Here is a 22,415-nt window from a genome sequence, read left to right as displayed (position 1 = left end):
AAAAATATAAATATTCCTTCAATTATTTTTTTATTAAGACGAAATAGAATTTAGTAATACTTCATATTTAAATACAGCTATTCAAATCTAACTAGCTTTACACCAAGAATAAAGAATATTAACCCCATAACTACTAATACAAAGGTTGGCATTATTGCAGCATTAAATCCGCTCCCATACATGGCGATTTTCTCCATGCCCTCAAGTGCCCATTTTTGAGGCATAAAGTTTGCTATCCCAAGTAAAATCTTTGAGTTTACAATGTCTAATGGCCACATACAACCTCCCAGCATGGATGTACTAGTCAAAACAACAGGTAATAATGCTGAAAGCTGTGAATGTGTCTTTACTAATCCTGCTAAAAATAATCCTAAGGAAGTAGTAGTAAATACAAATGCCAATCCCACAACCATAATGCCTAAAAAGCTATCCCCAAAATCCATTTTAAACAAATATTTACCACCTATCAGGAGCAGTCCTATTTGAAATACACCTATTAAGTATGCGGTAACAAATTTGCCTCCTAATATAGTAAATTTTGAAGCAGGAGATATTAAAAGTCTTTGCCATGTGTTGTTTTCTCTTTCGGTTAATATCTCCCCTACTCCAAACGCTATAGTATACATGGAGAAGAACAAAGCAAAGCCTAGGGTCATATGCTTCATATTGTCGTATTTATTAGTTGAATCTAAGGTCTCTGTCATAACTGTTACAGGCTTTTTATATCTCCAGGCTTCTACTACTTTTCTATATGCATTATCAGAAGCAGTATTTTTGTCTATATTTAAGTTTGATTGGAGATAATCTCCTGTAAGCTGAGCTATTTTATAATTTACTATAGTTCTTCCTACTATGCTTGAGAGCAGGCTTTCTAGTGTATATATATCTCTATCCTCTTTAATCCTCATTATTGTAATTGCAGAGCTTTCTGAGTTCTTAACTTTATTTTCAAAGCCCTCTTCTAATACTACAGCTGCTAATATTTTGCCTTCCTCTACTTTTATTGTAGAATCCTGGTAGCTATCCTCACTAAATATAAATGTGTTATCTAGCTTTAATTCGTCTATAATCCTTGCTGAATATTCTGTATTGTCCTTATCTATTATGGCTACTATAGATGTATAGTCACTATTTTGAGCTGCTCCCATAAGATAGGTAAAAATAAGAGCCATTGCGGTCATCATTACTAGGACAAGATATTCGTCTTTAAATTTCAGCAATCTGAGCCTTATTATGTTCAGCATATGCTTCCTCCTTTTTACCCTTAATCACTAAAACAGCCAATAATATAAATACTATTCCCATCAGGATTAGTCCTAATAGCCCAGGGGCTATCTTTTCTATTCCATAATCCATCATTACTCTTTGATATGATTTTATAGTTAATCCTGTAACGGTAAAATTACTTAATACCTTCATTGGTTCAGGAAAAGCATCTATGGGCATAAAGCTCCCCCCAAGAAGTGCCATCCCATTAATAAATACACTTTCAAACACATTGGCAGCCATATAGTTATCATTTTTAAGAGTTAATGCAGATATAAGTATGCCTATTCCTGCTACAGAGAAGACTGTGCATAATGATATTAGTACCACATATAAAATATTTCCCCATCTAACTTTGTAAACTAAGCTAGTTACTAGTATTATTATAGCTACCTGTACAAGTCCTAATAAAAAAATAGTAAAGAACTTTCCACTTAATATTCTCCATTTTTCTATCCCTGCTATAATTGTTCTTTGATATGTAACATCTTTTTTTTCTTTAAGCAAAAGCTTCCCTCCCATGGAAGCACAAAATAACACAAACATTCCAATCATTGCAGAAGCATAATATTGAGTCCCTGAAATAGGTTTTTTTTCATTGGCAGTTATGTGATTTATTTTAATCCTTGAGCTTTCCATAGCCTCAGCTATATTGCTTATTATAGCTTCCATATGGTCATAGACTTCAAAGCCTACTCCCTCCTCTAACCCTGCTTCTATAAATACATTTTTTCCTATTATTGTTGCAGATAAGCCATCTGCAAATCCTCTCATTATTCCTTCTATTATTTGACTAGATATATATCTATCTGGATGTCCTAATACTTGAATATTTACTGTGTTTCTAAAGGGCGTAAGAAAGTTTATATACATATCATATACAAAGTTTTCAGGCATGATTATTATTCCAGATACCTTTCCATTTTGAAGAAGCTCCTTCGCCCTTTCCCTATGAGTTATTTCATAGCTTATTATTTTTTTAACTTCTTCATTCTCTAGAAAATCCTCTATCAGCATACTTTCTAGGTTTAAATTCTGTAATACTTTAGTCATTTCATTTAATCCTGCATCTTCTGAGTCCTTCACAAAACCATTCCTGCTAAAAAAATTTATAAACTCTTCTGTTTCCTTACTTTGGTCATACTCTAATACAACTGCCACCTTTATTATCGGCTTTTCTATGTCTGTTAAAAAAGAGCTTTTTAAAGCTGAACCTAGTATGGATATGAGTACTATAGGCATGAGAATTAATATTGCAGTTGCTTTTTTATCTGATAGCAATATTTTTAAATCCTTTAATATAATAAAAATGATGTCCATATACTCACCCCTTAATCTCTCAAAGCTCTACCAGTAAGATGCAGAAACACGGATTCTAGATTAGGTTTTTGGATATCTACTGAAAGTATATTAGAGTTAGCACTAGATACTTTTGAAATAATATCCACAAATATGTCCTTCCCATTTTCTGTAGTTAATGTTACTTCATTATCCATAACCTCTACATTGACTATATAGTCAATGCCTTTAAGTCTTCCTAATAGCTCTTCGTTTAAGTTATCAAATACTATTTTTGTTTTTTTCTTGCCCTTTATTATATTTACTAGCTCATCCTTATTCCCTGTAGCTATGATTTTACCTTTGTCCATAATACTAACTCTAGTACATAAATACTCTACCTCTTCCATGTAGTGACTAGTATATATTATAGTCATACCTTCTTTATTTAATTGTAATACTGTATCTAATATGTGATTTCTTGATTGTGGATCTATTCCTACAGTTGGTTCATCCATTATAAGTATTTCAGGCTTGTGAAGAAGTGCTGCTCCTATATTTATTCTCCTCTTCATTCCTCCTGAATACTTATCTACTCGGTCCCTTAGTCTATCTTTAAGTCCTATTATATCTGCTACTTCTTCTATTCTTTCCTTTAGTAATTTCCCTTTTAAGCCATATGCACGACCCCAAAATTTTAAATTATCATATCCTGTCAATGTTGGATAAAGTGCTATTTCCTGTGTTACTACACCTAGCTTGTTCTGAATCGCCTTAGGTTTTTTGATTATACTCTCTCCATTATAGACTATATCTCCATTATCTGGTTTTATTAAAGTTGATATCATAGATATGGTAGTAGACTTACCAGCTCCATTAGGCCCTAATAATCCAAAGACTTCTCCTGCCTTTATTTCAAAACTTATTTCATCTACTGCCTTTATTTCCTTATACTTCTTACTAATGTTAGTAATCTCTAATAATGCCATTTATTTTGCCCCTCCTTCGGTTTTATTGAAAAATCCTTCTAGCATGAAAGGCATACCCCCTTTTAAATATTCAATATCCAGGGTGTTATTTTCATTTAGATCAGGAAAATCAAAGGCTTGTTCTCTCTCAATACTTAGGTTCTTTATTTTAATACTTATATTGCTTTCCTTAATTTCTTTAGACTTAGCTTTTTCATTACTGATTATTAAACTGATTTCTTCTTGAGTTATATATCCGTCTATATCAATATAGCCTGTATATTTAAATCCAGATACATTTATATCATCTATTTTATTAATAAAATCTTGGAATATGCTCTCTGTCTCTATTTTTTCTTCCTTATTATTTCCATAGACTAAAGCTATCATTTGCTTAAACTCCTCGTTAGCAGATAATAATGTAGCAACTTCTTTCATTAATTCTTTAATCTGCTCCTCAGAAGGGTCTATGGAAAACTCTGTAGCTTTAACCTCCCCATCCTCAGTAGAAAGCAAGGTTTTCTTCCCTGAAACTACATCTTTTTCTTTAAGTACTCCTACCCATATTTCGCCTATTTTAGAGATTATTTGTTCTTCAAAATGGTTCCCCTCATTGTCCCTGTCTCCAAAAATATCTGTTTTTTCTCCATTTTCTAAAAACTCATCTAGTACAACATACTTTCCTAGAATAGGTGTTTTAATGTACATTCTTTCTTTATCCTTATAAAAGGCAGAATCAAACCCAAGTCCCCCTAAATTAAAATAATTTCTTGATATAATTTTCGTATTCCCTTTATCTTCTTTGAATACAATGTCCATTTTTGATTGGATTTGATTAAAATAGCTTAGCTCCTTAATATCTTCATCACTTAATCCTTCTGTATTATACTTGTTTTCTATTATTATTTCTTGTATTAAATGCCCTTGTGTTATTCCACTAGTTTTTTCTCTAGCCTCTCGATAAGCCTTAAATGCATCAGTGCTACATCCTGTAATGGAAAACAAAAGTATTAAGCTAATGACAACAGCCATGATTCTCTTCATATTCTATTCCTCCTAAAGCTATTAAATATCTTATTTTATTTATATTATAAGGATAATTATAATATAAATCATGTACCAAACCTCACTAAATAGAAAAATGACACATGACTTTTTGCACATAATATATTAAAAAGAAGGACTACAGCGTCCTTCCTTATACAAATTATATATTATTTTTAATAGTAAATACTGCAAGCTGAGTTCTGTCCCTTAGCTCTAACTTGTTTAAAATATTTGTAATATGATTTTTAATAGTCCCCTCACTTAAAAAAAGCTCCTCCGACATTTCTTTGTTGCTTTTGCCTTCTCCTACAAGTCTACATATGGCTAGCTCCCTACGGGTCAAAAGCTTAACTCTTTCATCTATATGGATGTCCTTGTCACCCTTAGCCATTTGAGAAAATTTATCTAAAACCTTTACAGCCACATCTGGCTGAATAAGTGCTCCACCATGATGCACTGTTCTTATGGCCTCTATTATCCCTTCTGGAGTCGTCTCCTTTAAAAGGTATCCTGATGCTCCAAACTTCAGGGCATCAAATATATACTCATCATCATTAAAGGTTGTAAGAACGATTATTTTTATAGTTGGAATTCTACTTTTGATTTTTTTTGTAGCCTCAACACCATTTAAAAGAGGCATTTTAATATCCATAAGAACAACATCTGGCTTATATTTTAAGCTCATATCATAGGCCTCTTGTCCATTTTCTGCCAACGAGCATACCTCTATATCTTTTTCCATGTTGATTATTGTTTTTAAGCCCTCTCTAAGTATCTTTTGATCATCTGCTATTATTACTCTAATCATTTCCCTTCACCTCCAATGGCAAAAAACCTTCTACTGTAAACATCTCATGATTTGAGAAGTATATCCTTCCATCTAAGGTCTCTACTCTTTCTCTCATAGCCTTTAATCCAAAACCTTCCTTAATTTCCTTCTCTACTAAACCATTATTATATATCCTAAAGCTTATTCTATTAGGCATATATCTTATTATAATATTTATTTCATTAGCCTTCCCATGTCTAACTGCATTTGTCATAGACTCCTGGACTATTCTGTAAATTGTAATATTTACAGATGGATTTGCTTTAACCATATCTCCCTCAATATTTAAGTTTGCCTTGACTCCTGTTTTTTTACAAAATTCCTCTACAAGCTCTTCTATGGATTTTATTCCTTTACATATATCCTCATCAGGATTCAATGTTTGGACTATTTCTCTGACTTTAACTAGATTTTCTCTTGTAGAATCCTTTAGCTCTAAAAGAATATTTTTTGCCTGATTAATATCTTTATCTATAAATCTACTTGCAAGCTCTAGCTGCATTAAAAGAGCAGTCATGTCATGACCTAATGTATCGTGAATATCTCTAGCTATTCTATTTCTCTCTTCAATGGTAGCAAGCCTTTCAACCTTTTCCGAATACTCCTTTAGATTTTTATGTGCTGACAGTAGCTCTGCATAAAGCACATCCTTCTTTTCCTTTTCTTCTTTATAATACTGTGAAAAATAGATTATGGATACTATAAATATGCTAATTACCCCAAAAAACATCATCTCTGAAACACTGCTTAAGCTTCTTTTGTAATATATCAGTATAAAGTACTTGGACAATGATACTCCTAGAGTAATTATACTTACAAAAAAGCTTTGTTTTCTCCTTAAGAGTAATGAAGCCTCTAGCAGGATCAAAATATAAAATATATGCAAAAAATAATTAATTAAGTATTTAGAATTGCTCTCCAAAAAAAATATTACTCCAACATCTATTAAGAAGGAAAATAAATATAGCCTTTCTTTTTTTATAACTGATTCTCTTATGACACCTATTAAAATATAGATGATAAATGAAAAAGCTAAAACAATAAGCCTTTTACCAGCTACATTCTCAAACTTCAGCGATGCATAAAATAAAATTGATGATACTAATATTTTAAAAACATAATAAAGCTTAAGCTTTTCTCGTTTCATAATCGTTCCTTCCTTTAATCCTCTTTATAAAGCACAACATTTATAAAAGAATTTCGCTATGCTGTAGTATAAATCCTTTATTTAATGAATAAAAAAAGAAGACGGGTTAAGCCCATCCTCTTATTCGTCCTTCTCAAATTTTTCTTTTGGAGCACCACATTTAGGACATTCTTTTGGTCTGCATCTGCCCTCTTTAGTTTCTCCACATACTGAACATTTCCATACTGCCATTAAAGTTCACCTCCTGTATTTAAGCTGCCCCATCAGGGATATAGCCTTTGAACTGTGCTTTGTATAGCTTAGCATATAAGCCTTCCTTATCTAAAAGCTCCTCATGCCTTCCTTGCTCCTCTATGCCCTTATCAGTAAGCACTACTATTTCATCAGCATTTCTTATAGTCGAAAGTCTATGGGCTATTACTAAGGTAGTCCTACCCTTTGAAAGTCTTTCTAAGGACTCTTGAATAGCTATTTCCGTTTCATTGTCTAGTGCTGAGGTAGCCTCATCAAGAATTAATATTGGTGGATTTTTTAAAAATACCCTAGCTATTGAAAGTCTTTGTTTTTGACCACCAGAAAGCTTTACTCCCTTTTCCCCAATATAAGTCTCATATCCATTAGGTAAAGTCATTATAAAATCATGTATATTAGCATTTTTAGCAGCTTCTATTACTTCTTCATCTGTAGCATCCAGATTTCCATATAAGATATTTTCCTTAATAGTTCCTGTAAAAAGGAATACATCCTGCTGGACTAAGCCTATGTTTTTTCTTAAGGATTTTAATTTAATATCTCTTATGCTAATACCATCAATTAATATTTCGCCTTCATCCAGCTCATAAAATCTAGGTATCAAATGACATAATGTAGTCTTCCCGCCGCCTGAAGGTCCAACTAATGCAAGAGTTTCTCCTGCATCAATAGTATAATTAAGTCCCGATAATACAGTTTTCTTATTATCCTCATAGCTAAAGGTTACATTTTTAAGCTCTATTTTGCCTTTTACATTTTCTAAGTCCACTGCATTCTCGCTATCTGCTATATCTGGTTCTATGTTCATTATTTCAACAAATCTTTCAAAGCCTGTCATTCCATCTTGATATTGCTGTATGAATTGGGCAAGTCTTCTTATAGGTTGAAGAAAAAACGTAACATATAATAAATATGCAAATAAATCTCCCATATTTATATACCCTTTATATGCAAAATAACCACCTAAGCTAATTACTAATATATTTAATATGTTTGAGAAAAATTGAATCCCTGCAGTAAACTCTGCCATGGTTTTGAAGGCATGCTCTCTTGATTCTTTAAATTCACTATTACCTACATCAAACTTTTCTATTTCATACTCTTCATTAGTAAAGGACTTAGCTACTCTTACGCCAGATATACTATTCTCTAGCTGTGCATTGACCTTGGCTATCTTTACTCTTTGAGCTCTAAAAGCCTGCTCCAGCTTATTTCTTTTAGATATGGCAAACCAAATCATAATTGGAATAAATGCAAAAATTATTAGTGTAAGTCTCCATTCTACTCTAAGAAGGATTACAAATGAGCCTATAAGCATAACAAATGAAATAAAAAGATCCTCAGGTCCATGATGAGCCAGCTCTGTGATTTCTCTTAAGTCATTGACTATTCTAGACATTATATGTCCAGTTTTTGTATTATCAAAATAAGAAAAGGATAAGGATTGAATATGAGAAAATATTTCCTTTCTCATGTCAAATTCCATCCTAGTACCTACAACATGTCCATAATAATCCACTATGTAGTTTGCAATATATCTAACTATATATAATAAGACTAAAACACCTGTGATGATGAAAAGAGATCTAATTCTTCCTTCAGGAATTATATTGTTGATTACATCCCTTGTAACTATAGGAAATACTAAATCTAGTGCCGCAATTAAAAATGCACAAGCCATATCTAATAAAAAAAGCTTACGATGGGGCTTGTAGTAAGAAATAAATCTTTTAATCATAATGAATCCTCCTTTATTTTATGTCCAAGCTTTTAGCAAGCTGTTCTAACCCATATACCATGTTTTCTACTGTTTTTTCATCAATATTTATTAAGGCTTTTCTAACAAACTCATTACCAGCTTGATAGTTTATAGAGCTTATTAGTTCTGTGCCTTTTTTTGTTAGGGCTACTCTACTTATTCTCCTATCATGCTTATCCTTAATTCTTTCCACTAAATCTTTTTCCTCAAGCCTAGATACTCTTTCTGATATAGTATTCTGTGCCTTTCTTATTTCTGTAGCCATTTCTCCTATAGTAGGTGGGCTTTCAATGTTATTTAAATAAATAAGAGTATGAAACTGATCAAGAGTCAAGTTATGGCATTGAGCTATCTCATGACGCTTCATATGTATCATTCTGCTTATTAGACGGACATTTTTTACTATTTCTTCAGTTTGATTCTCTAAAGACAATTTCTTTCCTCCTAATATATCGTACCACGATATTTTTGATACTCTAAATAGTATAGAACATTTATTATCCCCTGTCAATATATACACTGGATAATGACCTAGCCCGATTTGCTGAATGCTTTTGTCATAAGATCAAAGATTTAGATAATTACAGCATAGCTCAAATATAATAAGGATGGAAAGATCCATCCTTATTAATACCAATATCCAGGGCCATAGTCATATCCAGGGTAATTATAATATCTTCTTCTTCTTCTCCTTCCCAGCAAAGTTCCTAGCAGCACAATACCTATTAAATCTCTAAATATTCTTCGTCTACCAAAGAAAGGCCTTTGCATTCCTTCTACATCATTACTCATGCCATATCTTCTTTCGTCCATATCATTATCTATCTCAGGACATTCCTTCATCATTCTTTCGTATATTTCATCAATCATATCTTCCATTTCTCTCTTAGAAGGCTCCCAGTCCTCTCCTTTTTCTCTTATATATCTCCATACACAATCATGGACCTTTGGATATAGTCTATGATATAGCTCTGGATACATATTATACATGTCTGAGTCTCTATATAATCTGTCCATATCATCCATATATAAAACCTCCTTATTCATGTCTTTTGCAATATTATATTATGTGGAGGTTTTTCTTTTGCTACAGGATATCTTATATTAGTATAAAAATAAAAAGCAGGATACTAGTACTCTACCCTGCTATATAGTCTTTCAATTATTCGGATTATTTCTTTTTTGCTCCTTGCATTTATTACACTATCTACTGCAGCCTCGTCTCTTATAAAATCTACTAATTCAGATAGGGCTTGTAGATGTCCTTCTGCATCTGTGGAGCAAAAGGATATTACCAATCTAATCGGGTCATTGTCCTTATCTCCGAATTCAATGCCTTCCTTCAGAGTTATAAGGCTCAACCCTGTTTTTAAAACGCCTTCTTCAGGTCTTGCATGTGGAAATGCTATCCCCTTAGATATTACTATATAGGGTCCTAGCTTCCTAACCATATGAACCATTGCATCTACATATCTGTTTTCTACAGCATGGTTCTTTTCTAAAAGTTCTCCGCCTATTCTAACTGCTTCTTCCCAGTTTGTAGCATTAACATTTAGTTCAATGACGTCCTCATTTATCAAATCACTTAACAATTCAATCATCACCATCCAAGGATTTTTTTACTCTATATGCATTTAAGATGTATGCAATTAAGTATGTATTAATATAAGTAAATGCCACTATCCCAGTATCATTAGTTACAAAAGCAATAAGGGATATTATAAATATTATACCGTATTTATCAGGAGATTCAATACCAGTTTTATCTATACTCCTTAAAAATCCTCTGTTGTCCTTAAAAAACCTTCTGATAAAGTACGTCTGCCCACAAAGAATTATATTCCAAGGAGGTAAAATAGAAATAGTAAGGAGCTGTTTAAGCTTTATAGCAATCATATTATATAGCTCATATATTCCAAAGATTTTTATCCTTTGCATAAGGCCTCCTCCGTGGCTAACAGTACCATTATGTATGTCAAAGTATAAGTTTAATGCTAAAGCAGATATGCCTAGAGCTGATAATGCAATAAAGCTTTTCATACCTTTCTTTTTATTGAACAAATTAGTATATATGAGTATTAAAAATCCTAATATTGAGGTTATATAACCGCCTACATTTGCTCCATATTTTCCTGAAAGAGCTAGTATAGATATTAGAAAATATAATACTGCCCAATTTCTAATTATTTTTTTAAGTCTATACACTGTAATAATAGACGTAGCTAATAGTACTCCCATAATTTCGTTATTAAAGCCATAAAACCTTCCTCCTGCAATAATATTATTATAGCCGATAAATGAATTATAGATTATATCCATATTGAAAAATGCTCCTACTAAAATCAATATATTAGTCCCTATTGATATGGTTGAAAGTGGTATCAGTCCTTTGTTAATAAGGAATCTAGAAATAAAAATAGAGGTAAAAATAATCGTTCCTAGATAAATCACTATGTACCTGTGAATATTAAATATACCTGCTATTAAAGATAACAATATGCATAAAAGTATACTCATCATAATCATGTTATATTTTTTATAATCTTTTCTTCCTCTCAAAGCACAATTATATATAACATAAAGCTGAGCAGCAATGACATATCCATGGAAAGCATATTTAATAATGTTTAAATTTAAAAATTCCAGCAGATTATTTTTATTTTCTTCAATAATATTAGTTCCTTTAATTACACCTATTTTATTCCCTATAGCACCCTTTGACTTTATCCCGTAAATGTACTCTATGGTTGGTCTAATATCTAAATTAGTTATTAGTCCTTCTCTTCTAGTTGTATTGCTTGTTAGTATTCCCCCTTCACCTCTACCGTCACTATATATTAATGGAACAAGAGTAGTATTAAACTTATACAAAATGTCACCGTTTATATTTTCGGGAAAGACAAAGATATATAAATGGTTAAATTCCTCTATGTATGACTTTAAAATATTTATTCTGTCCTTCTGTCCATGAATATTATATGAAACAACTAGTAGGTCTACAGCTTTAAATAGCTCCTCTGTAGTACTCTTAAGCCATTTTTCATCATACTTTATTTCTTTAAATCCATTTTGTATAATGCCCTCTCTGTCAGCTATTAGCATAGCTGAAGAACCTACTCCTAGGACTCCTGTATTAACATTGTTTTTTGCTAATGAGTCTCCTAGCAAATCAATCTCCATAGGAAGATTTTTATTTTTCTTATTTAAATCCTTGACTATATTCTCATAGTCCTCTATAAATATATAATTATTGTCCCCTTCCTTTATTCCACTATATGAGCCTTTATCAAGCTTAACTCTTCTTCCAGTTGACATAGTCATAAAAAGACTTTCAGCATTAACCCTTTTATATATCTCAGGGTTTTTTATGCTCATAAGTCCCAAAGATAGATTATGGCTCATTATATCTTCACACATTGATAGATCTAACTGGTCTAAAGCTATAATTAAAATCTTGTTGGACCTATGCTGTGTAGCATTTGCATTATATGAGCATAGAAAGCTAAAAGCTACTATAAGAAATATGGATATTATTTTTATTCTATATTTAGCCATGGCTGCACCCTTAATAGTAAAAGTAATTGGCTAAAGAAAGAAGCCCTACAATAATTGCAAAAATGCCAACTACTATTTTTATATTATCGTATTCATCAAGCTTAAAGCATTTATCTTTGGATATTTTTCCCTCTTTAAAAAAGATTTTTATATCAAATATATCACTAAAAATATTATATACGCCTAAGAGAATAAATATTATTCCTATATAAAGCATCTGTTCACCCCGTTTATATATGGTTGATATGGGTAGTATCATAAAGGTAAGTCAATATTATACCCCTTCCAGTATAATTATTGAACAAAATTATATCTTAAATTTATTTAATTTATCTATAAAAGGATTTTATGTTTTTTTGTAGAATTGTGAACAATGATAATTGATTTTAAGGAGGAGGCTAAATTGAATATTGCAATAGTTGGAGCAGGAAGAGGCGGTGCAAATCTTATTCGATCCCTAGCTGGGGTTGACAGTATAAAAATAACTATGGTTGTAGACTTAGATTCAAATGCTCCTGGTATAGTATTAGCGAAAAATCTAGGAATAAGACATTCAGTATCAATAGATGATATTTCAAAGGTCCCTGTAGACATGATAATAGAAGCAACTGGTACACAAAGGGTTGCTGATATTCTTATAGAGAAATTTGAAAGCAGATATAAAATAATTGATTCTCATGCCGCATTATTAGTATCTACCTTAGTTGATGGAAATATGAGTACATTAGAAAAAATGAATAAGCAAATTGAAATCATTAACCACACTTCAGCATCTGTGCAAGAAAATCTTCATTCTATATATGATTCAATTAACAAAGTACATTCTGTAAGTGAAAATCTAGTTCATTCAACTGAAACTTCAAAAAAATATATAGAAGAAAGTGATAAGGTTGTTCAATATGTAAACAAAATAGCTAACCAAACTAAAATACTAGGCTTAAATGCAAATATAGAGGCTGCAAGAGCTGGAGAGTATGGGAAAGGATTTGCTGTAGTCGCTAAGGAAGTTCAAGTGTTAGCCGGAAATAGTGAACAATTTGCCTCAGAAATCAATGAAATCTTGGGAAAATTATCTGAAGAGATATATAAAATAAATATAGAGATTGATAAGCTTAAGAATTTATCTAATTCACAAATAGAGCACTCAAAGCTAGTAAGCTCAGCTATGGATGAATTAACTAGAGAAGCTTCTAATTAGAAAAGAGAAAGCAAATTGCTTTCTCTTTTTAACACTTATTTAAGCTAAAAGAGCCTTATTTATTTTTTCATTTAAGTCTAAATATTTATTGTTTCTAACTTCACACAATTCTAATATTTTCTCTGCCATAGGGTATTGCCCCATATCATAGTAGCACAACGCAATAAGATAATTTAATTCGTCTATTTTTTTGATATCATTTTTATTGTTCATTTTAACAATTGTATGTCCTAAAGTAAAGTATACAAAGGCCTGTTGTAATTGTTTGTTTTTATAAGCTATGGTTCCTAGTCTTTTGTATATTTCACTTATATTCATAAAATCATTTTCTTTGCCATAATAAACTAATGCACCTAAAAACTGTGTCATTGCACATTCATATCTCCCACTTTCCAAATATAACAACCCTTTTAAATGTAAAGCCTTGGCCTTATAACTAGCTAGTCCATATTTTGAAGATATATGTATTATTTTATAAAGATTGATATTATAATCCCTAAAGCTCATATTAGGCTTTAGCTCTAGTTCATCTATCCATTTTTCACAATTTTCCTTAGCCATATCCCTTTCGCTTTTTAATAAATAAGAAGCATTTAGGTTAATATCCTTACCTTTCATTTTAGCAAACTCGTTGATTTGACTTGCCAAATATGCTGCATTAATAGCGTTAATAGTTCTTTTTCCATTTTCAAACATAGATATATAATTCTTAGAAAACCTATCTCCAGCTAACTCATCTTGTCTCAGTCTTAGCAGCTTCCTTATTTCCTTTAGACGTTGTCCAGGACTTAAAATGTTTAGTTCTTTCAATCTTAATCACTCCTAGCTAGTCTTAGATTTATATACTATATAAAAAGCCTTCCTATTTATTATAAAAGTTTATCATATAATGTAGAAAAATTTGGTCAATTTTTGTCGATAATCTATAAATAATGTAATTTGTGAAAACTCTACATATGGTTAATTAGTAGGAATTCTATCCTTTAACCAAAGAATTATATCATCTATTACTTTATCTTTTGTCTTTTCATTCATTATTTCATGATAAAGGTCTTCATATATGATTATATTTTTGTCTAAGGATTGTATTTTATTATAAAAATTTATAGATGCATCTTTAGATACTATCTTATCTTCACTACCATGTAAAATAAGACATGGATAGTTATAGGTTTCCATATGCATGTTCAGCCAGTCAACTCCATTAACTAAAAATTCAACATAAAAATTTAGAGTAGCATCCTTTAGATTAAGGGGGTCACTTATATAATTCTCTACAACACGTTCATTGCTACATAATGTATTAGATATAGGATTTTTAATTCTAAATTTAGGCACAGCTATATTTAAAAGCTTAAAGATAGAGCCCTTAATTCCTTTAACCTCAGAGGCCCTAGTAGTAGCTGCACCTGAAAAAATCTGACCATTTAGCTTGTCCTTATATCTTATGCCATATGAGGCTGTAATAAAGCCTCCCATACTATGACCAAGCATAAAAATAGGTACTCTCGAATTTTCTCTCTTTGCCATGTTTACAATGTAATCCGTATCTAAAATGAAGCTTTCAAAGCTTTCAATATGGCCTTTTTCCCCTTTCGTTCTTCCATGCCCTCTGTTATCAAATCTGTAAATTCCATAGCCTTCCTGGTTTAGTCTTTTAGTTATATGATTGTATCTTCCTAAGTGTTCTGCAAATCCATGAACTATCACTATTATACCCTTAGGATTATCTACCATGTCTTTTACATAGTAAAGCTCAGTACTATCATATGATTTCATATATCCTTCTGTATGGATAGTCACCTTTTATCCTCCCTCGCAATCTATATACGATTATTATACTATATTTTATTTATATTTTTCTAAATAATCCAAAAATATTAAACTTTTTTTAGTTTCTGATACTAAATTATTAAGCCCTAATGAACAATAATATATGATAAAATATACTAGTAGTATAATTTGAAAGGGGTATCCACTTGAGTAGTAGCTTTTTTGATTTGCTAAAGATGAAATATAGTATTGATTTAAATAAACAGCAAAAGCAAGCTGTATTACATAAAAATGGTCCAGCAATAGTATTAGCAGTTCCTGGAGCGGGCAAGACCACCGTTTTAATCTCTCGTACTGCAAATCTTATATTAAATCATAATATCAACCCAGAAAATATATTGTCTATTACCTTTAGTAAGGCAGCAGCAAGAGATATGAAGGATAGATTTTCATCTATATTTGGACAAGGCATTGGAAGCAAAGCTAATTTTTCTACTATACATAGCTTTGCATATTCTATAATTAGAGATTATGCATGCATAGCTAAAAAATCCTATAGACTTATAGAAGGTGAGAGTTCATCTACAAATAAGACTCTCATACTTAGAGAGATATATAGAACTGTAAATAATTCTTTTCTCAATGAAGATAAACTAGAGGAACTGCTTAGTCACATAAGCTACATCAAAAATATGATGTTGAAAATTGATGATTTTATTAAGGCTAACAACACTTCCTTTAACAACTTTAGTGAAATATATAATCTCTATGAAAGCTATAAAAAGGAACATAATTACATAGATTTTGATGATATGCTAACACTTTCTTATGAAATTCTTAAATCAAATTCTAAATTATTAAATAAGTACAGAGATAAATATGAGTATGTGCAGGTTGATGAAGGACAAGATACTTCAAAGATACAAAATGAAATAATTAAAGCTATTGTCAGTCCAAAGAACAATTTATTTATAGTTGCAGATGATGACCAAAGTATATATGGATTCAGAGGAGCTGTTCCAGAGGAGCTATTAGATTTTAAAAGTATTTATCCTAATACTAAAATGTTCTATATGGAAGAAAATTATCGTTCTTCTAAAAATATTGTATATATATGTAACGAATTTATTAAGAAAAACACTAGCAGATATATTAAAAATCTGATTACTTCTAATTCTAATAATAGACCAATAACCATAGTTAAGGTAAAAGACCAATACCAACAATATAAATACATAATAGAAAATATATCGAAAAAACAATGTTTTTATAATTCTGCAATCTTATATAGAAATAATATCTCCTTAATAGGTATGGTAGAAGGTCTTATTCGCCATAATATACCCTTTTATGTAAGAGACTCTAAAATGAGCTTTTTTAATCATTGGGTATTAAAGGATATAGTAGCCTTTTTGGAGGTAGCATTGGAGCCTAAAAATAGTCTGGCCTTTGAAAAAATATATTATAAAATGAATAGATATATTTCAAAGGATTCTATTAGCTATGTGTTAAAAGCTAATATGTCTCATTCTGTATTTGATATATTGCTTGAGTACCCTGGTTTTCAGTATTTTCAACTAGATAGAATACGTAGCTTGAAAAGAGAATTTAAATCCTTATCAAGAAAAAACCCATATGAAGGAATAAGCTTCATTGAAAAAGAATTAGAATATGCAAACTATCTAAGGGATAATTGTAAGAGCTTAGGATACTCATATGAAAGCATAAAAGCTATAATATCTAATATAAAAATAATCGCTAAAGAAACTAAAACTATTCAAGAGTTTTTAGAAAAGCTTAATAATATGCAAAGGGCTATTGAAGATTCAAGATATAATAAAGGAAAAAATGCTGTATATCTATCAACTATACACTCTGCAAAGGGACTAGAATTTGAGGAAATATATATGATAGATTTAGTTGATGGTGATTTCCCGTCTCAAGCAAGTATAGAAGCCTTTGAAGAAGGAAACTATAAGCTATTAGAAGAAGAAAGAAGATTATTTTACGTTGGAATGACAAGGGCTAAAACCGTTCTAGATATTATAACATTAAGCACCATGAATAATGAAGAAGTCCAAAACTCTAGATTTGTTAAGGAGCTTGAATGGATAATGCTAAGCTTAAAGGAAATCCAGGTGAAAAAACAGCTTGTTGTTGGAAATGAAATAAGTCATTCCAAATTTGGAAAGGGCAATATAATAAATATAACTAATGATACAATAACTATAAAATTTCACAAGGAAGGTAAAAAACGACTTTCATTGCATAGCTGTTTGGAAAAAGGCCTTCTAGAAATAGTGTAGGTAAGAGTTAAAGGGTGGACAAAGTCCACCCTTACTAGAATGCTATAATCAGGCCCCCATCGTTGGCGTAAACCGTACTTATACCTGCTGTTTCTACTATAATAATATCCTTGAATTGATATCTTTTTTGAACCTCTTCTTTAAACTTAAGTGCTTTTTCAAAGGAGTTACAATGAGCTATACCTAGAATTTTATCCTCTAGCTTTTCTCCCTGCTCACCTATTACCTCAACTAATCTCTTAAAGGCCTTCTTTGAACCTCTCACGCTTTCTAGCATGTTTATCTCACCTTTTTCGGTTCCCCTCATAATAGGTTTTATAGATAGTAGTGAAGCAATCTTCCCCTTTAAGGAGCTTATTCTACCTGCCTTGACTAAATTTTCCAAAGACTCAAGAACAAAAAAAGTCTTCATGCTTTTAATATATTCATTTACTTTTTCAACTATTTTAGGCGGATCTTGTTCTGTCTTAAGTACCTCATGTATTTTCATGCTAATTAGGGTCTCTCCTACTGATGCACTAAGGGAATCAAAAACATGTATGAACTTATTACCTACTTCTTCCAACACCATTTTCTTAGCCATCATTGCATGACTATATGTACTACTAAGCATAGATGATAGTGTAACTACAAAAATATTTTCAGCTTCTTCATATTCTCGCATAAAATCTCCTGGTGAAGGACTTGCTGTTTGAGGAGCAGCTTCTGAAGATTTCATTACACTTAGCAATTCTTTTACATCTAAATTTTCATCATCAGTATAAATTCTATCTCCTATATGAATAGTTAAGGGTACCAATTTTATTTCCATCTTATTTTTTATTTCTTGGTTTAAATCACAGCAGCTATCGGCAATAACTTTAAATTTCATACATTATCCCCTTTCGTTTTCATTTTTTAACTAATCCTGTTTATACTTAAGGCCCAAAGCCTTTAAAGTTTTTGCATATGGTTTTAAATACTATATATTATTATACCACTATTTATATTAAAACGCCAAAATAATTATTTATATTTTATATTAATAATTATTATTATACAAGTTTTTCTTTATGCTATAATATAGAAGAGGTGATCTTATGAAATTAGAAGAAGATAAGCTTTTTAGTCTTGTTGAAGAAATATCAAAGTGTAATGAAATTGATATTAGAGATATCCCTTGTATAGACCTATATATGGATCAGATAACAACTTTTTTTGATGAAAAGCTTGGTCATTTGAAAAGAGATGAAAAGGATCCTATTTTAACTAAAACTATGATAAATAATTATACAAAGGATAAAGTACTTATACCCCCTAAGAGTAAAAAATACAGTAAGGAACATATGATATTATTGATACTAATATATAATTTAAAGCAAATATTATCAATAAATGATATTAAATCATTATTGAAGCCCTTACTCAAGGATTTAGAGGTTAATGGCCATGAAAATATTTCTTTAGACCATCTCTACTCAACATTTATCGGGATAAAAACTGAAGAGTTGGATTCCTTTAATAAAGATTTTGAAAATAGACTTAAAAGAATTAAAGATAATTTATCAGAAAAAAATAAACACGAATATTCTAAGCATGAGCTTTTATTAGTAGTTCTTACACTCATAAGCCAGGCCTATGCTCAAAAAAGACTTGCAGAAAAGATAATAGATTCGTATTTTAAACAATCTAAATAAAATATAATAAGCCACTTCTGTGGCTTATTATATTTGTGTTGACTATACAGATTTAAAATAATTACTATCTGTATCTAAGATCTTTGTCCTCTTTATTGTCCTTTTTATCCTTGCTGTCCTTATTGTTTTTGTTGTCATTTTTGTTTAGATTGTTTAGATTGCTATTTTTGTTGTCTTTGTTATTTTTATTCTTTGCCATACATAAACTCCTTTCTTATAGTAGTTCCATAATATTTTATCCATAAGATGTATTATTATGTATAGCTTAGAAATATTTTGCTATGATTTTTTGTTCAAAATAATATTATTCTTCATTACAAGTAGTGCATACTCGACTATGGGCTTTTACGCTTATTAACTCTATATCTGGGGAAAGAAAATCTTTTCCAATAGGCTCTTCTTTCATTAAGTCAGTACTTAAATATTTTTTATTGTCATCAGCAAAAATAGTCACAATAATACTATCCTTGCCTAGCTTTTCTTGTGCAATAATGGATCCTAATAAATTAGCACCCGAGGAAATTCCTACACCTAACCCTAATGTAGCAGCTAATTTCTGCGCCATTATAATAGCATCTCCATCATCAACATGAATTATATCGTCTAGCTTTTCAAGCTTCACAATGGAGGGAATAAACTCGTCAGATATCCCTTGAATTCTATGCTTACCTACTTGGTATCCAGTAGATAGGGTAGGAGAGTTAGAAGGCTCTAAAGGATAAAGCTTAATGTTTGGGTTCTTTTCTTTTAAATATCTTCCTGCTCCCATAATGGTTCCACCTGTACCCACACCAGCTACTATTGCATCTGGCTCTAAATTTAGCTTCTGTAGTTGATGCCAGATTTCTGGTCCAGTAGTTGTATAATGAGCTTCACAATTATCCGTATTGGAAAATTGACATGGTAGGAAAAAATTATCACTAGTTTCAGCTAATCCTTCTGCTTTACTTATACTACCTAAGAAACCGCCTTCTTCTTTACTGACTAGTTGAATATCAGCTCCATAGCTTTTTATTAGGTTTATTCTTTCCTGACTCATCCAATCAGGCATAAAAATAGTTACTTTATGTCCTAATGCTCTACCTATTGCTGAAAAGGCTATACCTGTATTTCCACTGGTAGCTTCAACTATAGTATCTCCTGGCTTTAGTCTCTCAAGCTCATATGATTTTTTCATAATATGCAGTGCCATTCTATCTTTTATACTACCTGTTAAATTATAATGTTCTGCCTTTGCATAAACAGTACGCTCTTCGCCTTTATATTTTAGTTTTATCTCCAATAGAGGAGTATTTCCAATCATACCAGATAAATTTTTAATTCGGTTATTTAAGGATTCAGGACACATGAATTTCCCTCCTTATATGAATTTTATTATGCTCATAATTTATCATCTTATTAAAAATAATCTATTGCATAAAGTCGCTGTAGAGACAGAAGACAGGAAAGCTTTCATTTCCCTGTCTTCTCTTATCTCTATTAAATTATTATTTACTATTTTTGACTTTCCCAGTATAGATTTAAATATTCTTTTGCCTTAGCAGGATCAGCAGTATGAACATTTCCAGTGTCTACTAGTGGAGAAACTGTAGAATACGCTTTAAGCTTTAAGTTGTTATATACAGCTAAAAACTCATCTTGATTGACGCTGCTTAATACTGCTTTTCTTAAATTAACATCAGAAAATTTGCTATTCCCTTTTAAGTTGAAGAATGCATAATTTACAGCATTACTAGGTCTTTTTTGAAGGAATAATTTAGAATCACTTTCTACTAAGGAATATTTATCTTCTGGAACACTGTATAATAAATGAACCTCTCCACTTCTGAAAGCAGAAAGTGAACTATCAGCATCTTTAATGAATTTAACAACTACCTTTGATATTCTAGGCTCATGCTCTGTACCTTTCATGTATCCAGGGTTCTTTTCAAATACTACTTCATAGTCATTCTTGTAAATAGCAATATACGGTCCACTAGTAGCTAAAGTATTGTTATATGTTGAGCCTTCTGTTATAGTAGTTTGATCTCCATAAGCTATATCCTTATTTCTGTCATAAGTAGCCACATCATAAGTGTTTATAGCTTCTACTTGTGATTTAGAAACAATACCTGCTGATTGATGTGCTAGATAATTTAATACTTGTGGAAATGGCTTGTTAGTAGTTATTTTTACTACTTGATAGCTTCCAGCTGCATTATTTACATCTTTTTTATCAGCAACAAGTTGATTAATTGGGCTTGGTAACCCTTTTTCTAATGCTTCTTTAACATTTGTATTTTTACCTGATTCATTTTTAGATTCTAATTCTGCAATGTCAGTAACAATTTCTATTTTGTCCATACTTGAATGTAAGCTGTAAGTTCTGTGATCAGGAACTGAGTTTTTATCCTTTGCTCTGTTCATTGAGAAAACAACATCTTCTGCTGCTACAAGCTCTCCAGAATCAACAGCCTTTTTATTTTCTACTTTAGCAAATCTTACATCATCTCTTAATACAAAGTAGTACTCTTGATTACCTTCTCCTATAACATTGTTATAAGATAAAGAGCCCTTTGAAGTTACCTCATCATCATCTGTAAGGTTTACTAATCTAATATATTGATTTGTATTGATTATATTTATAGAACCATCGTTACCTTTTATAGGATCTAAGGAAGTAAGTGATGGCATAGTTTGGCTAAAAAGGAAAGGCTCTGATGTTCTTTTTGACTCATCTACAAAATCAAGTTCTTCCCAAGGTAATGAACGAGATTTACTTAATCTAACACTGTCAAGCTTCAATATTTCTTTGTTAATAGCTTGGCTCTTATAGCTAGAATATAGTGGAACAATATATGCATTGTCTTCTACAAGTATTTTTTCAAATTCCTTGTAGGTATTAACATATTGATCAGGTGTTTGAGTAGCTGCCTCTTCTACAAGTCTATCAAGGTCTGAATTTGATAGACCATAATCATTATAATCTCCACCTGTTGTAAACAATGATCTTACAGCATAATCAGGGTTTCCTGTAACTGTAGTCCAGCCTGATATTGCTAGATCATAATTACCTGCATCTTTTTGACCAACAAAGCTACCATAGTCTGGCTGTAGGTTTAGCTTAACATTAAAGCCTGCTTTTGAAAGCTGATCTCTTACAATATTAACATCTTTTTCATAAGCACTCATAGCCAATAGGGTGATATCAACTGGCTGAGCATTGACAGCAGGTCCTTCTGTATCCCCACCAGTTACCTGGTCTTTTGTCTTTACATTACAACCTGCTAGTACTCCTAGCATCATTATTGTAACTAGCAATAGAGCTATTGTTTTTTTCATTCCTTATCTCTCCTTTGTTTTATATTATTAGTTAGCACAA

At 31.2% G+C, this 22,415-nt stretch carries 22 protein-coding genes; 3 read left to right on the top strand and 19 right to left on the bottom strand.

Features of this window, described 5'->3' with window-relative positions:
• Nucleotides 1-77: 77 nt before the first annotated feature.
• The 13 genes from BLV37_RS07915 to BLV37_RS07855 form a co-directional block, all read right to left on the bottom strand.
• Entirely contained in the window at nucleotides 78-1,244 is a 1,167-nt protein-coding gene (locus tag BLV37_RS07915; protein WP_091729707.1) for an ABC transporter permease, read from the bottom strand.
• Nucleotides 1,207-2,586 (bottom strand): ABC transporter permease, encoded by a 1,380-nt coding sequence (locus BLV37_RS07910; RefSeq protein ID WP_091729706.1) that lies wholly within the window; start codon nucleotides 2,584-2,586, stop codon nucleotides 1,207-1,209. Before BLV37_RS07910 ends, BLV37_RS07915 begins: the two co-directional genes overlap by 38 nt.
• Before the next feature lie 11 nt (nucleotides 2,587-2,597).
• Entirely contained in the window at nucleotides 2,598-3,533 is a 936-nt protein-coding gene (locus BLV37_RS07905; RefSeq protein WP_091729703.1) for an ABC transporter ATP-binding protein, read from the bottom strand.
• Entirely contained in the window at nucleotides 3,534-4,556 is a 1,023-nt protein-coding gene (locus BLV37_RS07900; protein ID WP_091729701.1) for a hypothetical protein, read from the bottom strand.
• Between the two features lie 163 nt (nucleotides 4,557-4,719).
• Nucleotides 4,720-5,367 (bottom strand): response regulator transcription factor, encoded by a 648-nt coding sequence (locus BLV37_RS07895; RefSeq protein ID WP_091729698.1) that lies wholly within the window; start codon nucleotides 5,365-5,367, stop codon nucleotides 4,720-4,722.
• Nucleotides 5,360-6,535: a sensor histidine kinase gene (locus BLV37_RS07890; RefSeq protein ID WP_091729694.1), complete on the bottom strand. Its 1,176-nt coding sequence runs from the start codon at nucleotides 6,533-6,535 to the stop codon at nucleotides 5,360-5,362. The genes BLV37_RS07895 and BLV37_RS07890 overlap by 8 nt, the downstream gene beginning before the upstream one ends.
• Before the next feature lie 120 nt (nucleotides 6,536-6,655).
• Entirely contained in the window at nucleotides 6,656-6,766 is a 111-nt protein-coding gene (locus BLV37_RS07885) for an RCKP-type rubredoxin-like domain-containing protein (RefSeq protein ID WP_091729691.1), read from the bottom strand.
• A gap of 19 nt (nucleotides 6,767-6,785) precedes the next feature.
• Complete coding sequence (locus tag BLV37_RS07880) at nucleotides 6,786-8,525, bottom strand: ABC transporter ATP-binding protein (RefSeq protein ID WP_091729688.1); 1,740 nt, start codon at nucleotides 8,523-8,525, stop codon at nucleotides 6,786-6,788.
• Between the two features lie 13 nt (nucleotides 8,526-8,538).
• The gene (locus BLV37_RS07875; protein ID WP_091729685.1) at nucleotides 8,539-8,979 is read right to left on the bottom strand and encodes a MarR family winged helix-turn-helix transcriptional regulator; all 441 of its coding nucleotides are present in this window, start codon (nucleotides 8,977-8,979) and stop codon (nucleotides 8,539-8,541) included.
• A 194-nt stretch (nucleotides 8,980-9,173) separates the two neighbouring features.
• Nucleotides 9,174-9,572, bottom strand: coding sequence for a hypothetical protein (locus tag BLV37_RS07870; RefSeq protein ID WP_091729683.1), 399 nt, complete (start codon nucleotides 9,570-9,572; stop codon nucleotides 9,174-9,176).
• A gap of 104 nt (nucleotides 9,573-9,676) precedes the next feature.
• The gene (locus BLV37_RS07865) at nucleotides 9,677-10,147 is read right to left on the bottom strand and encodes a PTS sugar transporter subunit IIA (RefSeq protein WP_176967922.1); all 471 of its coding nucleotides are present in this window, start codon (nucleotides 10,145-10,147) and stop codon (nucleotides 9,677-9,679) included.
• Nucleotides 10,140-12,101, bottom strand: a complete 1,962-nt coding sequence (locus BLV37_RS07860) for a hypothetical protein (RefSeq protein WP_091729678.1) — start codon at nucleotides 12,099-12,101, stop codon at nucleotides 10,140-10,142. The genes BLV37_RS07865 and BLV37_RS07860 overlap by 8 nt, the downstream gene beginning before the upstream one ends.
• 10 nt (nucleotides 12,102-12,111) lie before the next feature.
• Nucleotides 12,112-12,360: a hypothetical protein gene (locus tag BLV37_RS07855; RefSeq protein ID WP_176967921.1), complete on the bottom strand. Its 249-nt coding sequence runs from the start codon at nucleotides 12,358-12,360 to the stop codon at nucleotides 12,112-12,114.
• Nucleotides 12,361-12,504: 144 nt separating this feature from the next.
• Between BLV37_RS07855 and BLV37_RS15440 the strand changes: the two genes are divergently transcribed.
• Entirely contained in the window at nucleotides 12,505-13,299 is a 795-nt protein-coding gene (locus BLV37_RS15440) for a methyl-accepting chemotaxis protein (RefSeq protein ID WP_176967920.1), read from the top strand.
• A gap of 39 nt (nucleotides 13,300-13,338) precedes the next feature.
• On the opposite strand, the gene BLV37_RS07845 is transcribed toward BLV37_RS15440, so the two are convergent.
• Together BLV37_RS07845 and BLV37_RS07840 are read right to left on the bottom strand one after the other, a co-directional pair.
• The gene (locus BLV37_RS07845) at nucleotides 13,339-14,109 is read right to left on the bottom strand and encodes a helix-turn-helix domain-containing protein (RefSeq protein ID WP_091729671.1); all 771 of its coding nucleotides are present in this window, start codon (nucleotides 14,107-14,109) and stop codon (nucleotides 13,339-13,341) included.
• A 150-nt stretch (nucleotides 14,110-14,259) separates the two neighbouring features.
• Nucleotides 14,260-15,102, bottom strand: a complete 843-nt coding sequence (locus tag BLV37_RS07840) for an alpha/beta hydrolase (RefSeq protein WP_091729669.1) — start codon at nucleotides 15,100-15,102, stop codon at nucleotides 14,260-14,262.
• A 176-nt stretch (nucleotides 15,103-15,278) separates the two neighbouring features.
• On the opposite strand from BLV37_RS07840, the gene BLV37_RS07835 reads away from it, so the two are divergent.
• Nucleotides 15,279-17,378, top strand: a complete 2,100-nt coding sequence (locus tag BLV37_RS07835; protein WP_208975230.1) for an ATP-dependent helicase — start codon at nucleotides 15,279-15,281, stop codon at nucleotides 17,376-17,378.
• A 34-nt stretch (nucleotides 17,379-17,412) separates the two neighbouring features.
• On the opposite strand, the gene BLV37_RS07830 is transcribed toward BLV37_RS07835, so the two are convergent.
• A complete protein-coding gene (locus tag BLV37_RS07830; protein ID WP_091729666.1) occupies nucleotides 17,413-18,249 on the bottom strand; it encodes a DegV family protein in 837 nt (278 codons plus the stop codon).
• A gap of 208 nt (nucleotides 18,250-18,457) precedes the next feature.
• Between BLV37_RS07830 and BLV37_RS07825 the strand changes: the two genes are divergently transcribed.
• On the top strand, nucleotides 18,458-19,054 hold the full coding sequence (locus BLV37_RS07825; RefSeq protein ID WP_091729663.1) for a DUF1836 domain-containing protein: 597 nt from the start codon (nucleotides 18,458-18,460) through the stop codon (nucleotides 19,052-19,054).
• A gap of 64 nt (nucleotides 19,055-19,118) precedes the next feature.
• On the opposite strand, the gene BLV37_RS15435 is transcribed toward BLV37_RS07825, so the two are convergent.
• The 3 genes from BLV37_RS15435 to BLV37_RS07815 form a co-directional block, all read right to left on the bottom strand.
• Nucleotides 19,119-19,253 carry a hypothetical protein gene (locus tag BLV37_RS15435; RefSeq protein WP_280140123.1) on the bottom strand — a complete coding sequence of 45 codons (135 nt, stop codon included), beginning with the start codon at nucleotides 19,251-19,253 and terminating at the stop codon, nucleotides 19,119-19,121.
• A 105-nt stretch (nucleotides 19,254-19,358) separates the two neighbouring features.
• Nucleotides 19,359-20,402 carry a PLP-dependent cysteine synthase family protein gene (locus BLV37_RS07820; protein ID WP_091729661.1) on the bottom strand — a complete coding sequence of 348 codons (1,044 nt, stop codon included), beginning with the start codon at nucleotides 20,400-20,402 and terminating at the stop codon, nucleotides 19,359-19,361.
• Nucleotides 20,403-20,548: 146 nt separating this feature from the next.
• On the bottom strand, nucleotides 20,549-22,375 hold the full coding sequence (locus BLV37_RS07815) for an ABC transporter substrate-binding protein (RefSeq protein WP_091729658.1): 1,827 nt from the start codon (nucleotides 22,373-22,375) through the stop codon (nucleotides 20,549-20,551).
• Nucleotides 22,376-22,415: the final 40 nt, after the last annotated feature.

Origin of the sequence: Proteiniborus ethanoligenes (assembly GCF_900107485.1) — a bacterium.
Lineage (GTDB): Bacteria > Bacillota > Clostridia > Tissierellales > Proteiniboraceae > Proteiniborus > Proteiniborus ethanoligenes.
This window is presented reverse-complemented; position numbering and strand designations above follow the sequence as displayed.

Coding starts and splice junctions, on each gene's coding strand:
- BLV37_RS07915 (WP_091729707.1), bottom strand. CDS start 1,244: ATGCTGAACATAATAAGGCTCAGATTGCTGAAATTTAAAGACGAATAT.
- BLV37_RS07885 (WP_091729691.1), bottom strand. CDS start 6,766: ATGGCAGTATGGAAATGTTCAGTATGTGGAGAAACTAAAGAGGGCAGA.
- BLV37_RS07855 (WP_176967921.1), bottom strand. CDS start 12,360: ATGATACTACCCATATCAACCATATATAAACGGGGTGAACAGATGCTT.
- BLV37_RS07830 (WP_091729666.1), bottom strand. CDS start 18,249: ATGAAATTTAAAGTTATTGCCGATAGCTGCTGTGATTTAAACCAAGAA.
- BLV37_RS07815 (WP_091729658.1), bottom strand. CDS start 22,375: ATGAAAAAAACAATAGCTCTATTGCTAGTTACAATAATGATGCTAGGA.
- BLV37_RS07825 (WP_091729663.1), top strand. CDS start 18,458: ATGAAATTAGAAGAAGATAAGCTTTTTAGTCTTGTTGAAGAAATATCA.
- BLV37_RS15435 (WP_280140123.1), bottom strand. CDS start 19,253: ATGGCAAAGAATAAAAATAACAAAGACAACAAAAATAGCAATCTAAAC.
- BLV37_RS07880 (WP_091729688.1), bottom strand. CDS start 8,525: ATGATTAAAAGATTTATTTCTTACTACAAGCCCCATCGTAAGCTTTTT.
- BLV37_RS07890 (WP_091729694.1), bottom strand. CDS start 6,535: ATGAAACGAGAAAAGCTTAAGCTTTATTATGTTTTTAAAATATTAGTA.
- BLV37_RS07865 (WP_176967922.1), bottom strand. CDS start 10,147: ATGATTGAATTGTTAAGTGATTTGATAAATGAGGACGTCATTGAACTA.
- BLV37_RS07905 (WP_091729703.1), bottom strand. CDS start 3,533: ATGGCATTATTAGAGATTACTAACATTAGTAAGAAGTATAAGGAAATA.
- BLV37_RS07870 (WP_091729683.1), bottom strand. CDS start 9,572: ATGGATGATATGGACAGATTATATAGAGACTCAGACATGTATAATATG.
- BLV37_RS07820 (WP_091729661.1), bottom strand. CDS start 20,402: ATGTGTCCTGAATCCTTAAATAACCGAATTAAAAATTTATCTGGTATG.
- BLV37_RS07900 (WP_091729701.1), bottom strand. CDS start 4,556: ATGAAGAGAATCATGGCTGTTGTCATTAGCTTAATACTTTTGTTTTCC.
- BLV37_RS07895 (WP_091729698.1), bottom strand. CDS start 5,367: ATGATTAGAGTAATAATAGCAGATGATCAAAAGATACTTAGAGAGGGC.
- BLV37_RS07860 (WP_091729678.1), bottom strand. CDS start 12,101: ATGGCTAAATATAGAATAAAAATAATATCCATATTTCTTATAGTAGCT.
- BLV37_RS07910 (WP_091729706.1), bottom strand. CDS start 2,586: ATGGACATCATTTTTATTATATTAAAGGATTTAAAAATATTGCTATCA.